The 13,128-nt window shown below is 72.6% G+C and carries 14 protein-coding genes and 1 pseudogene; 8 read left to right on the top strand and 7 right to left on the bottom strand.

The genetic code is table 11. From position 1 onward, the window contains the following. Positions 1–2: 2 nt before the first annotated feature. The 4 genes from C4U44_RS04960 to C4U44_RS04950 all read right to left on the bottom strand — a co-directional run bounded on the left by C4U44_RS04960 (position 3) and on the right by C4U44_RS04950 (position 4,576). On the bottom strand, positions 3–1,718 hold the full coding sequence (locus C4U44_RS04960; protein ID WP_103884372.1) for an ABC transporter substrate-binding protein: 1,716 nt from the start codon (positions 1,716–1,718) through the stop codon (positions 3–5). A 202-nt stretch (positions 1,719–1,920) separates the two neighbouring features. Next, positions 1,921–2,016 (bottom strand): Ms4533A family Cys-rich leader peptide, encoded by a 96-nt coding sequence (locus tag C4U44_RS43410; protein WP_322973555.1) that lies wholly within the window; start codon positions 2,014–2,016, stop codon positions 1,921–1,923. Positions 2,017–2,105: 89 nt separating this feature from the next. Next, positions 2,106–3,581 (bottom strand): DUF3152 domain-containing protein, encoded by a 1,476-nt coding sequence (locus C4U44_RS04955; RefSeq protein ID WP_103884371.1) that lies wholly within the window; start codon positions 3,579–3,581, stop codon positions 2,106–2,108. Further along, positions 3,533–4,576, bottom strand: coding sequence for an alpha/beta fold hydrolase (locus tag C4U44_RS04950; RefSeq protein ID WP_103884370.1), 1,044 nt, complete (start codon positions 4,574–4,576; stop codon positions 3,533–3,535). The genes C4U44_RS04955 and C4U44_RS04950 overlap by 49 nt, the downstream gene beginning before the upstream one ends. A gap of 222 nt (positions 4,577–4,798) precedes the next feature. Between C4U44_RS04950 and C4U44_RS04945 the strand changes: the two genes are divergently transcribed. From C4U44_RS04945 to C4U44_RS04925, 5 genes are all read left to right on the top strand, one after another. After that, the gene (locus C4U44_RS04945) at positions 4,799–5,119 is read left to right on the top strand and encodes a hypothetical protein (RefSeq protein WP_200823144.1); all 321 of its coding nucleotides are present in this window, start codon (positions 4,799–4,801) and stop codon (positions 5,117–5,119) included. Positions 5,120–5,275: 156 nt separating this feature from the next. Continuing rightward, positions 5,276–5,944 carry a TetR/AcrR family transcriptional regulator gene (locus C4U44_RS04940; protein WP_103884369.1) on the top strand — a complete coding sequence of 223 codons (669 nt, stop codon included), beginning with the start codon at positions 5,276–5,278 and terminating at the stop codon, positions 5,942–5,944. Between the two features lie 224 nt (positions 5,945–6,168). Next, on the top strand, positions 6,169–6,399 hold the full coding sequence (locus C4U44_RS04935; RefSeq protein ID WP_200823143.1) for a DUF3107 domain-containing protein: 231 nt from the start codon (positions 6,169–6,171) through the stop codon (positions 6,397–6,399). A 114-nt stretch (positions 6,400–6,513) separates the two neighbouring features. Then, complete coding sequence (locus tag C4U44_RS04930; protein WP_103884368.1) at positions 6,514–6,852, top strand: RDD family protein; 339 nt, start codon at positions 6,514–6,516, stop codon at positions 6,850–6,852. A gap of 111 nt (positions 6,853–6,963) precedes the next feature. Further along, a complete protein-coding gene (locus C4U44_RS04925; RefSeq protein WP_103884367.1) occupies positions 6,964–7,233 on the top strand; it encodes a hypothetical protein in 270 nt (89 codons plus the stop codon). 6 nt (positions 7,234–7,239) lie between these two features. On the opposite strand, the gene C4U44_RS04920 is transcribed toward C4U44_RS04925, so the two are convergent. Next, positions 7,240–7,980, bottom strand: coding sequence for a ferritin-like fold-containing protein (locus tag C4U44_RS04920; RefSeq protein WP_103884366.1), 741 nt, complete (start codon positions 7,978–7,980; stop codon positions 7,240–7,242). Between the two features lie 408 nt (positions 7,981–8,388). On the opposite strand from C4U44_RS04920, the pseudogene C4U44_RS04915 reads away from it, so the two are divergent. The 3 genes and pseudogenes from C4U44_RS04915 to C4U44_RS41850 form a co-directional block, all read left to right on the top strand. Then, a pseudogene (locus tag C4U44_RS04915) lies at positions 8,389–9,846 on the top strand (DEAD/DEAH box helicase); the annotation flags it as partial. A gap of 298 nt (positions 9,847–10,144) precedes the next feature. Next, the gene (locus C4U44_RS04910; RefSeq protein ID WP_103884365.1) at positions 10,145–11,083 is read left to right on the top strand and encodes an alpha/beta fold hydrolase; all 939 of its coding nucleotides are present in this window, start codon (positions 10,145–10,147) and stop codon (positions 11,081–11,083) included. 93 nt (positions 11,084–11,176) lie between these two features. Beyond that, the gene (locus tag C4U44_RS41850) at positions 11,177–11,317 is read left to right on the top strand and encodes a hypothetical protein (RefSeq protein ID WP_200823142.1); all 141 of its coding nucleotides are present in this window, start codon (positions 11,177–11,179) and stop codon (positions 11,315–11,317) included. A gap of 90 nt (positions 11,318–11,407) precedes the next feature. On the opposite strand, the gene C4U44_RS04905 is transcribed toward C4U44_RS41850, so the two are convergent. Further along, the gene (locus tag C4U44_RS04905) at positions 11,408–12,016 is read right to left on the bottom strand and encodes a MarC family protein (protein WP_103884364.1); all 609 of its coding nucleotides are present in this window, start codon (positions 12,014–12,016) and stop codon (positions 11,408–11,410) included. A gap of 169 nt (positions 12,017–12,185) precedes the next feature. After that, the gene (locus C4U44_RS04900; RefSeq protein ID WP_103884363.1) at positions 12,186–13,049 is read right to left on the bottom strand and encodes a PHP domain-containing protein; all 864 of its coding nucleotides are present in this window, start codon (positions 13,047–13,049) and stop codon (positions 12,186–12,188) included. Positions 13,050–13,128: the final 79 nt, after the last annotated feature.

The raw sequence follows: 13,128 nt of genomic DNA, 5'->3' as shown, positions 1-13,128 counted from the left end.
CGTCACTTCACCGCGACCTGGGCCACGTCGAGCACACCGGTCCAGTCGCTGATCACGACGTTCTTGATGTCCTTGCCGAACAGCCGCTTGTAGACCGGGTGGTAGAGCGGGACGGTGAGGGCCTGCGCGCCGATCTTCTTGTCCAGCGCGCCCCAGCGGGCCGCCGCCGTCTTCAGGTCGGTGATCTTGTTGATGGCGTCGATCTCGCTGTTCACCGCGGGGTCGTTCAGCTGGGCGTTGTTGAAGTTCGCGCCGTCGGTGACGATCTGCCGGCCGTCGAAGATCGGGCCGAGGAAGGGACCGCCGGACGGCCAGTCCGCACCCCAGCCGGCGAGGAACGCGCCGGGCTCGGACTTCACCGTGTGCACCTTGTCCTCGTAGGCGTTGTGCTCCTCGCCGTCGAGCTTGACAGTGATCCCGGCGAGCTTGAGCGCCTCCTGGATCGCGGTGGCCACCTCGGGCCCCTGCTCGCCGCCCTTGTCGGTGTCGTGGGTGAGGCTGATGGTCAGGCCGTGCGGGTAACCGGCCTCCTTCAGCAGCTCCTTCGCCTTGGCCGGGTCACCGGTCGTGCCCGCGGGGAAGGGGTCGTACGGCGTGTAGCCGAAGGCCGCCTGGGTGGGCAGGAAGGTGGTGGCCGGGTCGTTGAGCGAGGAACCGCCCTGCGCGTTCACGACGGTGGTGCGGTTGATCGCGTAGGCGATGGCCTCGCGCACCTTGATGTTGTCGAACGGCTTCACCTTCGGGTTGAAGGCGAGGTAGTCGGTGTAGCCGAAGTGGCCGGTGCCGACCCGCGAGGCCAGGCTCTTGTCCCCGGAGATCTTGGCGAGTTCGGCCGGGCCGAGGTTGGTGTCGGTGGTGACCGCGTCCGCGTCCTTGCCGACCCCGGCCGACAGCCGCTGGTTGATCACGGCCTGGTCCAGCCCGGACTGCACGTCGATGGTGTCCGGGTACGCCTTGCGCTGGCTGTCGCTCGCGGCCGACCACTCGGGATTCCGCTTGAGCACGAGGTGTTCGCCGTTGTTCTCGTTGGACACCACCTCGTACGGGCCGGAGGACACCGGGTGGTCGGCGTACTTCGCACCGGTGTCCTTCGCCTTCGGCACCGGCGCGAAGGAGGTCTGGGTGGCCAGCAGCGGGAAGTCGCCCTCGGGCTTGTTCAGGTGGAAGACGATCGTCTTCGCATCGGGCGTCTCGATCGCCGACAGGCCCTTGGGGTCCTTGTACGGCCCCTGGTAGTCCGCCGCGCCGACCAGCCAGTCACGCAGGTAGGGCGCGCCGCCCGACAGTTCGGGGGCGAAGGACCGCTCGATGTCGTACTTGATGTCGGCGGTGGTGATCGCGGTGCCGTCCTGGTACTTCAGGCCGTCCTTGAGGTGGTACGTCCACACCGTCGCGTTCTTGCTGGGCTCGCCGGTGTCGGTGGCCAGGTCGGGGGCGACCTTGTTGCCGGCGGCGCCGTTCGCCCGGGTGCGGGTGGTGAGGGTGCGGTAGATCAGGCCGGGGATGTTGCCGCCGCCGGTGGTGTAGAGCCGCGCCGGGTCGAAGTTGGTCTGCGGCTGGTTGTTGAGCACGTAGAGGGTGCCGCCCTTGTGGGGCGCGCCGTCATTCGCCTTCGCGTCGGCGCCGTTCTTCGGGCCGCAGGCGACGGTCCCTCCGGCAAGGGCCAGACCGATGGCTATCACGCCGAGTTGGCGAGAGGAGAGGGACAGATGACGCATCGTGCAACCTTTCACGAGCCGTGCCGCCGCCCGGCCGGTTTCGACGAGCGAAGCGCGGGCGGGGGTCGGGCAGGGCGGGGTGCGTGCCGCCTGGGCGCGCGTGAACAAAAGGGTGGGAAGGATGTCCCTGGGGCGGGACCAGCCGGAGGTGACCCGGGCGGAGGCGGCGTGTGCGTCCCTCTACGCGGCGGGTCGAAGGTCGTCAGCGACAGTGCACGTCGGCGACGCTGTGCGCGGCCACGCCGATGAGAGCCAGCTCGATGCCGGCGTGCTCGAAGAGGCGGGTGAGGCGCAACATGCTCAGAAGAGTGCACGCTTTCCCCGGTACTTGTCAAAACCATATCAAGGTGATCATCAAAGGATCACTTATGGAGGGCGGCCCGAGCGCTACGGGAACGGCCAGGGGTTCGGCCGGCAGGTGGGCCCGCCGTCCAGCGACAGGTACTTGGTCTGCTGCATCATCACCGGCGCGAGCGCGCCCTGCCGGGGGCAGCCGACGTGGTTGTGGCCGAGCCGGTGGCCGACCTCGTGGTTGATCAGCATCTGGCGGTAGGCGTGCATCCGGGTCGGGCCGTAGGTGGCGGCGCCCTGGGCCCAGCGGTAGGCGTTGATCATGGTGCGCGGGGTGGACGCCGCGTCGCAGGAGACGTTGTCGACGGTGGTGTCGAGGCCGGACTTCGCACACCACTTGGCGGTCGTGCCCGGACTGGCGAGGGTGACGACGATGTCGGCCGGACCGGTGGAGACCCGCTCGAACGTCATCGACCCGCCGTGGCCCCAACTCCGCGGATCGTTCAGGGTGCTGAAGACGGTGTCGGAGAACAGCCGCGGGTCGAGGCGCAGCCCCTGCTCGACGTCGACCCGGAAGCGCAGCACCTTCCCCTTGCCGGGCGCCGCCTGGTGGCCGGGCACCGTGGTGAAGGCGCCGGAGAGGCTGAGGTCGGGGTCGAGCGGGTACTGCCGGGCCATCTGCTCGTCGTAGGACGCGGGGGTCGCGGTGCTCGCCGAGGCGGGTGCGGTGGTCGGCGCCGACGGCGTCTCGCCCGCCGACGGGCCGGAGCCGGGGGCCGGGGTGCCGTCGTCGTCGGGACGGTGGTGTCCGCGGTGGAACTGGGTGCCGCCCAGCACCGCGAGCGCGGCGAGCGCCGCGGCGGCGGCGACACCGGTGAGGGCGCGGGCCCTGCCGCGGCCGGACCCGCCCGGGGTGCCGGAAGCGGGGGCGTCATCGGCCGGCGTGCCGGGGGCGCCGCCCGCGCCGTCGTCGTCGGGCTCGGCGTTGCCGGGTGGCGGGTGCGCCACCGGGCGCGGCGGCGGGGGCGCGTCGAAGGCGTCGAGGAACTCCTGCCGCGGCCGGGGCATGACCCGGCCGGCCTGACCGTGCCGGGGCTGCACCCCGTGCGCGGCCGGCGAACTCATCGCGGACGCGGTGTCGTACGGCGCCCAGTCAGCGGCCCAGTCCTCCGGGTCGAACGGCAGGTCGCGGCGGGCGGAGCGGGCGGCGGGCCAGGTGCCCCCGGCGCCCCACGCACCGTGCTCGCGGTGCTCGGGGTGCCGGCCGGGAGGGTCGTCCGGGTCGTGCGGCCGCGACGGGTCGTCCGGATGGTGGGGGCGCGGGGGGTCGTCGCGGTCGGAGGGGCGCAGCGGCGCGAAGTAGTCGCTGTCCTCGGCCGGGCCGCGCCGGCGCCGTCCGGTGCCGGGGGCACCCGGGGGGACCGGGCCGCCGCTCGGGAAGCCGCCCGGCTCGGGTGTCCGGCGGTCCCTGTTGTCCCGGTCGTCCTGCCCGTCTGTCGCGCTGTGCTTCCCCACGCCTTCGATCAGCTCCCGGTCGCCGCGTCGGTACTCGGACCCGTGCCCGTACTCCATCCGCCGCCGGACTCCCACCGGCCGCCGTTGCCGCCCTCGCGCTCGCGGGCCGCGAGGTCGGAGAGCAGGTCGCGGAAGGCCCGGTCGACCAGCACCGGGTGCTCCATCATCGCCACATGACCGCTGCCGGGGATGACCAGCAGCCGCCGGTCGCGGAAGGCGCGGGCCGCGCGGCGGGCGGACTTCATCGAGACCAGCTTGTCGCGCCCGCCGTAGACCAGCAAGGTCGGGGCCAGCACCCGCTCGGCCTGGCGCCACAGCGCGTGCTGCCCGCCGAGGGTGTAGGCGTCGACGATGCCGCGGGTGGAGCGGACCATCGAGTCCCAGAAGTACGGCAGGCCCATCCGCCGCTGGTACTCGTCCGCGGCGTCCTCGCGGGCCTGCGCGCCGACCACCGCCGGATCGCCGTAGCAGAGCGAGAGCAGGGCGGCGGTTCGGCGCTCCGGGCTCCAGTCGCGGGTCAGCCGGGTGTAGAGCCGGGTCGTGCCGGGCACCGCGGCCAGCGCGGTGGGCCAGGCGGTCGACTGCGGCGGGACCTCGGGGAGCGCGGGCGAGATCAGGGTGAGGGTGCGCACCAGGTCCGGCCGGGCCGCGGCGACCTTGACCGCCACCGCGCCGCCCATGGAGTTGCCGAACAGATGGACCGGGCCGCGCCCCTCCGCCTCCAGCAACCGGATCACGGCCCTGGCGTGCCCGGGGATCGAGTAGTCGCCGTCGTCCGGCGGCGGGGAATGGCCGAATCCCGGCAGGTCCGGGGCTTCGGCGGCCACCACGTCGGAGAGCCGGGCCATCAGCGCGGACCAGTTCTGCGAGGAGCCGCCGAGCCCGTGCACGCACAGCGCGGGCTCCGGGGCGCCGCCGGCAGCGGAGCGGACCACCAGGCTGAGCCCGGGCAGCCCCACGGTCCGCACCGTCTCGCCGTTGGCCAGGCGCGGCCCCTCCGGAGGTACGGCCGCCGGTGCGACGGCCGCGCGGGGAAGATCGGTCGAGGGCATGCGGCAATATTACGAGACGATCACGTCAATGCCTGCGTGTTCGCTGCCACAGGCGGTCAGAAGTGTGGGTGAGGGATCGAAAGCCGCCATCCGCGGCGGCCGGCACGGCCCGCCCCCTGCGCCACCGCGGCGGTCCCGCACTGCGCGGCCGCGCACCTGCTCCTAGGCTCGGTGAGGGGCGGTAATCCCGTGTCTCCCGCATTTCCGGTACGAGGAGGGGCCATGTCGGACCAGCCCGGCACCAGGACCAGCAGTACCCGCAGCAGCACACCGCAGCAGCACACCGGCGAGGATCCGGACACGGTCGACCGGTACGACGGGAGGGACGACGCGGAGGCGGCCGAGACCGCCGAGCCGGCGCAGGAGGACGACGGCCTGGCGCTGGAGGCGCCCGAGGCGGACACCGCCGAGCAGCACACCGAGGTGCGCCAGCAGCGCGACGAGCCGAGCGCGCGCCCGGCGGACCAGGCCGGCGAGGCGGACCCGGTGGACGCCGCCGAGCAGCGCCGCACCGTGACGCTCGACGAGGACGACTACCGCTGAGCGGCCGCCGCCCCGGCCCCGCGTTCCGGCCGGGACTTCCGCCCGGAGGTCCCAGGAAGTGAGAATGTCCCTCCGCGCGGCGCACAGTGTCGTTACTGAAAAGTACGATGGCCATTGCGGTGCTCTTTCGTACCTTCACCAGAACTGGGAGGCGGCGTGACAGCCATCGAGCAGACTCAGGCGGCACGGCCGCGCGGCACCCGCCTGCCCCGCAGGGCCCGGCGCGAGCAACTGCTGGGCGCGGCCCAGGAGATCTTCGTCGCGCAGGGTTACCACGCCGCCGCGATGGATGACATCGCCGAGCGGGCCGGAGTCAGCAAACCCGTGCTCTACCAGCACTTTCCCGGGAAGCTCGAGCTCTACCTCGCGCTGCTCGACCAGCACTGCGAGTCGCTCCTCCACTCCGTGCGCACGGCGCTGGCGTCCACCACGGACAACAAGAAGCGCGTCGAGGCGACGATGGACGCCTACTTCGCCTACGTCGAGGACGAGGGCGGCGCCTTCCGGCTGGTCTTCGAGTCCGACCTGACCAACGAGCCCGCGGTGCGCGAGCGGGTCGACAAGGTCGCCCTCCAGTGCGCCGAGGCGATCAGCGAGGTGATCGCCGAGGACACCGGGCTGTCGACCGAGCAGTCCATGCTGCTCGCGGTCGGGCTCGGCGGCGTCTCCCAGGTGGTGGCCCGCTACTGGCTGGCCAGCGGGAGCGGGGTGCCGCGCGACACCGCGGTCCAGCTGCTGACCTCGCTGGCCTGGCGCGGTATCGCCGGGTTCCCGCTGCACGGCGCCGAGGGGCACGGCGAGCACGCACCCGACGACAGGCACTGAGCGCGCGGGCGCGCAGCCGAGGAGGGCCGGACCTGGCGGTCCGGCCCTTTTCGCGCCCGGGGACGTCGGGAGGCCCTCTTTCCCGCGCACCGGGTGCAGGTCCGGGTCTGTTCGCTCACGGCGTTTTCGCCGTACCCGTGCCGCAGGTCCGGCCGGGCTAGTCTTTGCTGCGTACGGCGCGATTCGACCGCGCACACCGCCAGACCATCGGAGGTATCCAAGCCGTGGAGGTCAAGATCGGCGTGCAGCACGCGCCGCGCGAGATCAACATCGAGAGCTCGCAGTCGGCGGACGAGGTGGAAGCGGCCGTCGCCGACGCGCTGTCCGGTACCAGCAAGCTGCTGACCCTGGAGGACGAGCACGGCCGCAAGGTCCTCATCCCCGCCGACCGCCTCGCCTACGTCGAGATCGGCGAGCCCGCCGCCCGCCGGGTCGGCTTCGGCGCCGCGCTCTGACCCTCGGGTCACGCAGGCCCGCAGCACCGGTTCGAAGCCGCGTCCCCCTCCGGGGGGCCGCGGCTTCGTCCGTTTCCGGCCAGTGTCCGCCGCGCCCACGGTCCGGCAACCAGGATGAGCCGTACCCGCCCGGGCCGTAGCTCGGGCACTGCTCGGGTCACTGACCGGGCGTTCTGGCTTGCCGCCCTCGCCGGTGCGGTCGCCGCCTCCTTCGTCCACCAGGTCCTGCTGTCGTCCGCGGTCCGCGCCGGCATCGGCAAGCTGCCGACGGGGCTGCGGGTGGTGCGCGCCGGCGACGGCGGGCGGGCCGGGTTCGGGCGGACCATGGGGCGCTGGGGGGCCGGCTTCTCCTGGGGGTTGGTGATCGTGCCGCTGCACGCCGCCGCCAACTCCGATGTGCAGCAGGCCGATCTGGTCGGGCTGCGGGTGGTGCGCCGCCCAACTTCCCGCTGAGGGGTTCGAACAGCGGCGCAGAAGGGTGAGAGCGCTTTGCACCGACGGCCCACGGGGTAGAAGCAGTTACGGAACGAGTCCGTAAGTGCACGCCACCGGAGGGACTTGACGATGTTTCTGTACGCGGTCGCCTTTGCCGCACTGGGACTGCTCGTCGCCTGGGGCGCGATCCGGCTCTTCCCGCTGCGCCTCGCGGTCAACGCGCTGACCTTGTCGACCGGCCCGGTCGCCGCCGTCATCGGCGGCCTCGTCGCCTACAGCATCGTCGGCGGCCACCACCCCGAGGCCACCTTCCCCGCGGCCGTCCTCACCTCCGCGAGCCTGCTCAGCGTCCTGGCGCGGCCGCCCCGCCGCGGCCGCCACGCCAAGGTCTTCCCCTGACGCCCGCTACGCGGCCAGCCCCAGCGAGGCCATCCGCTTCGTGTGCGCCTCCGTGATCCGCGAGAACATCCGCCCGACCTCCGCGAGGTCGAAGCCGTCCGCGACCCCGCCGACCAGCATCGTGGACAGGGCGTCGCGGTCCGCGACCACCCGCTGGGCCTGCGACAGCGCCTCCCCCATCAGCCGCCGCGCCCACAGCGCGAGCCGCCCGCCGACCCGGGGTTCCGCCTCGATCGCCGCCCGCACCTTCTCCACGGCGAAGGTCGCGTGCCCGGTGTCGTCGAGGACCGCGAGCACCAGCGTGCGGGTGTCGGTGTCCAGCCGCGCCGCGACCTCGCGGTAGAAGTCGGACGCGATCGAGTCGCCGACGTACGCCTTGACCAGGCCCTCCAGCCAGTCCGAGGGCGCGGTCTGGCGGTGGAAGCCGTCGAGGGCCGCGGCGAACGGTGCCATCGCCTCGTGCGGCTCCTCGCCGATCTCCGCGAGCCGGTCCCGCAACTGCTCGAAGTGGTGGAACTCCGCCGACGCCATCGCGGCCAGCTCCGCCTTGTCCGCGAGGGTGGGCGCGAGCTTCGCGTCCTCCGCGAGGCGTTCGAAGGCGGCCAGCTCGCCGTACGCCAGCGCGCCGAGCAGGTCGACGACGGCGGCACGGTACTGAGGCTGCGCGGACGCGGCGGCCCAGTCCTGGGCGGCGATGCCGGTCACGGGGGGCTGGTTGTCGGTGGGCGTCTCAGCGGGCGTTTCCATGCTGGGCACAATAGCCAAGTCCGGGCCCGCGTCGAGCCCTCTCCGCGGGAGGCGCCCGGCCGCCGCGACGCGCCCGGGGGCCGCCCGCCGAGCGGGCGCACTGAGGCCGCCCTGACCCGATGACGTCCCGAACGAAACATTTGATCGGGTGCAGCTACGTGTTTCCGGGGTAGAGTGGTATGGAACCCGTCGACAGCCGGTCCGGCATCGGCCTACGGCGGGCGACGTATGCAACACCTGGATGCCCGGTCGGTGGCCCGATCGGCTCCGAACCGACCGCCTTCCCGTCATCGGGAGGGGCCCACTCGCGGCATGAGCGAGGGCAGCGGTCCCGCGCCTGAACGGCCGACCTGTGGCCGTACAACCATCTGCGCGGTCAGTGACCGGCTCGTCCCACCGACGTACCGGCTGCTCGACCCCCTCGCCGCCGGTGCCGCGTCTCACAGAAGAGGCAACATCCTGACCACCACGACTTTTCGCAGCCTGGGGATCCTCCCCGAGACCGCCGAAGCCCTTGAGGCCGTCGGCATCACGAGTCCCTTCCCGATCCAGGAGATGACGCTCCCGGTCGCCCTCGCGGGCAACGACGTCATCGGCCAGGCCAAGACCGGCACCGGCAAGACGCTCGGCTTCGGCCTGCCCCTGCTGGACCGGGTCACCGTCGCGGCCGACGTCGAAGCCGGCCGCGCCGCCGACGACCAGCTCACCGACGCGCCGCAGGCGCTCGTCGTCGTCCCCACCCGCGAGCTGTGCCAGCAGGTCACCAACGACCTGCTCACCGCCGGCAAGGTCCGCGCGGTCCGGGTCGTCGCCATCTACGGCGGCCGGGCCTACGAACCGCAGGTCGAGGCGCTGAAGAAGGGCGTCGACGTGGTCGTCGGCACCCCCGGCCGCCTGCTCGACCTGGCCGGCCAGAAGAAGCTGAACCTGCGGCACGTACGCGCGCTCGTCCTCGACGAGGCCGACGAGATGCTGGACCTCGGCTTCCTGCCCGACGTCGAGAAGATCATGGCCATGCTGCCCGCGCGGCGCCAGACCATGCTCTTCTCCGCGACCATGCCCGGTGCCGTGATCAGCCTGGCCCGCCGCTACATGTCGCAGCCGACCCACATCCGCGCCACCGCGCCCGACGACCACGGCGCCACCGTGGCGAACACCACCCAGCACGTCTTCCGCGCGCACTCCCTGGACAAGGTGGAGCTGGTCTCCCGCATCCTCCAGGCCGAGAGCCGCGGGCTGGCGATGATCTTCTGCCGCACCAAGCGCACCGCGGCCGACGTCGCGGAGCAGCTGGAGAAGCGCGGCTTCGCAGCCGGCGCCGTGCACGGCGACCTCGGCCAGGGCGCCCGCGAGCAGGCGCTGCGCGCGTTCCGCAACGGCAAGGTGGACGTCCTGGTCTGCACCGACGTCGCCGCCCGCGGCATCGACGTCGAAGGCGTCACGCACGTGATCAACTACCAGACGCCGGAAGACGAGAAGACGTACCTGCACCGCACCGGGCGCACCGGCCGGGCCGGCGCCTCGGGCACCGCGATCACCCTGGTCGACTGGGACGACATCCCGCGCTGGCAGCTGATCAACAAGGCGCTGGAGCTGTCCTTCAACGACCCGGAGGAGACGTACTCCACGTCTCCGCACCTCTACGAGCTGCTGGGCATCCCCGCGGGCACCAAGGGGATACTGCCCCGGGCCGAGCGGACCCGGGCCGGGCTCGACGCCGAAGCGGTCGAGGACCTCGGCGAGACCGGTGGCCGCGGCCGCCGTTCCGCCGGGCGGGAGCGCACCCCCGCTGCTCCCGTCGAGGAGCGCGCGCCGCGCACCCGCACCCCGCGCCAGCGCCGCCGCACCCGCGGCGGAGCGACGGTCAGCGCGGACGCCGCGGACGGCGTGACGACCGTCACCACCGAGACCGTCCAGGTCAGCGCGCCCGCCGCCGCTCCGGCGGTGGAGTCCACCGCTCCCGACGGTGACGAGCCGCGCAAGCCCCGCCGTCGCCGCCGCACCCGCTCCACGCCGTCGGCCTGAGCACCCCGGCGGCTCCGTTCCGCCGGTTCCCGGACCACGCGCCCCTCGCGGGGTCCCGGAACCGGCGGAACGCCGCGCGCGGCCGGATCGGCCCGCTCATCGCAACCTCGCGGACATACGCTGCGCGTAATCTCGCTGCATGAGTCGACCGACCGCGCTTGAGCTGCCCGCGAACGTGGTGTCCCGCCGCCTGGAGACGGCGCGGGGCGCGTTCGCGGTGCTGGACGGCGCCCCGGCGAAGGGGTCGCCGCACCGGGGGAACGTCCTGCTGGTTCCCGGCTTCACCGGGAGCAAGGAGGACTTCCTCGACCTGATGCCACCGGTGACGGCCGCGGGCTACCGCGCCGTCGCGGTGGACGGTCGCGGGCAGTACGAATCCCCCGGCCCGAGGGACGAAAAGGCGTACGCGCAGGCCGAGTTGGCCGCCGACGTCCGCGCCCAGGCGGTCGCGCTGGCCACGGAGTACGGCGCGGGCGCGCCGCTGCACCTGCTGGGACACTCGCTGGGCGGCCAGATCGCGCGCGCCGCGGTACTCGGCGAACACCCCGAACGCCGGGCGGCCTACGCCTCGTTGACGCTGATGAGCTCCGGCCCGGCGGCGATCGAGGCGCAGCAGCAGGTACGCACCCAGCTGGTGATCGACCATCTGCCGACCATGGACATGGAGACCGCCTGGCACGCCATGCGGTCGATGGACGCCGAAGTGGCGGCGGACGGCGGCGGAGACGTGGAGGGGGGCGCCCCGGCGTGGCTGGAGGACTTCCTGCACCGCCGCTGGATCGGCACCAGGCCCGAACAACTGATTGCCACCGCACGCCAGTTGATGTCAGAAAAGGACCGAGTGGCGGAACTCGCCGCGCTGCCGCTGCCCAAGCTCGTAGTCTCCGGCGAGGAGGACTACGCCTGGCCGGTGCCGTGGCTGGACGAGATGGCGGTACGCCTCGGCGCGCGCCGCGTGGTGATCAAGGACGCCGGACACTCGCCCAACGCCGAACAGCCCGCCGAGACCGCGGCCGCGCTGATCGCCTTCTGGAACGACGCCGAGGGCCGGCACGAAGACTCCCTTACCGGGAAGTAGTCAACGGGGGAAAGCTTTTCTTTAGCCTAGGGAATGTTTCGAAGGGGGCGTTCGTTGACCACACATGTAACGCGCGACGAAGGGAGAAGCCCCATGCGCTTTGAGATCATGCGACTCGACGACGTCAACGGCGAGGCCGTGGACAGCACCGTCGTGGACGCCAACGCTGTCGACAGGATCGTGCAGCAGGCCGCCGCTCTCGGCCAGCGCATCTACATCCGCCCCGCGGACTGATCGCAGGCCCACACAACGGCGCCCCGTACCGAAGAGACGTACGGGGCGCTTTCGTCTGTCCGGGGCGGGGCCCGGTGCTCCTGGATGCGGTCAGCCCTCCCCGTGGATGAAGCCGAAGATCCCGTTGGCCACCGACTGCACGGCGATCGCCGAGAGCAGCATCCCGGACAGCCGGGTCACCAGCACCACACCGCCCTCCTTGATCAGGCGGATGATCGCCAGCGAGTACCGCATGGTCAGCCACAGCACCGTGTGCATCGCCACGATCGCCAGCCACACCGAGAGCTGCTCCCCGACGCCGTGCGCGTGCTGCACCGCGAGGATCACCGTCACGATCGCGCCCGGCCCGGCCAGCAGCGGCATGCCCAGCGGCACCAGCGCCACGTTGACGTCCTTGGTCTGCGTCGGCTCGTCCGCCTTCCCGGTCAGCAGGTCCAGCGCGATCAGCAGCAACAGCAGCCCGCCGGCCACCCGCAGCGCGGGCACCGACACGTGCAGGTAGCCCAGGATCTGCTGGCCGCAGATCCCGAACACCGTGATCACCCCGAGCGCCACGGACGCTGCCTGCCACGCCATCCGCCGCTGCACCTTCCTGGCCCGACCTGATGTCAGGGCGAGGAAGATCGGCGTGATCCCGGGCGGATCCATGATCACGAACAGGGTGAAGAACACGGATCCGAACAGGGTGATGTCGAACATGCGCAGGCTTTCCTGAAGTCACGGGGGCGCCCCGAAGGGCGCCGGGAGGCACCGCCCGGCCGGCGGGCCGGGGGAAGAAGGGGGGTGACCGGCCGCCGCTGGGCGGCGGGGTCGGGGGCGCGCGGTCCGGCGAAGGGCGGACCGGGGCGACCCGGAAGGGTCCGGCGCGCTAGACCGCCGAGATGGGCACCGCGCCCGTGGCCCGCCGCGCGATCTCCCGGTACACCTCGGGATCGGTGGCGCACTCGCCGAGCCGCACCGTCTTGCGGTCGCCGTGGTAGTCGCTCGACCCGGTGGTGAGCAGGTCGTGCTCCGCGGCCAGCAGGCGCAGCCGCGCCCTGGTGGCCGGGTCATGGTCCACGTGGTCGACTTCGAGCCCGTCCAGACCGGCGGCGGCGAGCGCCCCGATCACCTCGTCCGGCACGGTCTCACCGCGCTTGTGCGCTCCGGGGTGGGCGAAGACGGTGACCCCGCCGGCGCCCTTCACCAGCCGCACCGCGTCGAAGGGGTCCAGTTCGTGCTTGGGGACGTACGCGCGGCCGTCGTTGGCCAGCCACTCCCCGGTGAACGCCTCCGAGACGCTGCCCACCACCCCGAGGTCGACCATCGCGGTCGCGATGTGCGGGCGGCCCACCGAGCCGTCGCCGGCGATCCGGGCGACCTGCTCCCAGGTCACCGGCACGCCCAGCTCGCGGAGCCGGGTGACCATCCCCTGCGCCCTGGGCACCCGGTCGTCCCGGACGAGTTCGCGCTCGCGGTACAGCTCGGGTTCGGCCGGGTCGAAGAGGTAGGCAAGCATGTGCATGCTGATGCCGTCGATGCGGCACGACAACTCCGCGCCGGTGACCAGCGTGAGGGGGGCGGAGGTCTCCAGCCCGGCCAGCGCGGCGATCGCCTCCGTGTAACCGCCCACGGTGTCGTGGTCGGTGAGCGCCACCACGTCCAGCCCGGCCGCCCCGGCGTTGCGCACCAGCTCGGCCGGCGAGTCCGTGCCGTCGGAAGCGGTGGAGTGCGTATGGAGATCTATCCGCACGACTCGCTCCGCTGGTTGCCGGGGGTAAGGGGGCCGGGGCAAGGATAACCCGGGCCGGCACCCGGCCCCTCCGCCCTGA

The sequence above is a fragment of the Actinacidiphila yanglinensis genome (assembly GCF_900107965.1).
In the GTDB taxonomy this organism is placed as follows: domain Bacteria; phylum Actinomycetota; class Actinomycetes; order Streptomycetales; family Streptomycetaceae; genus Actinacidiphila; species Actinacidiphila yanglinensis.
This window is presented reverse-complemented; position numbering and strand designations above follow the sequence as displayed.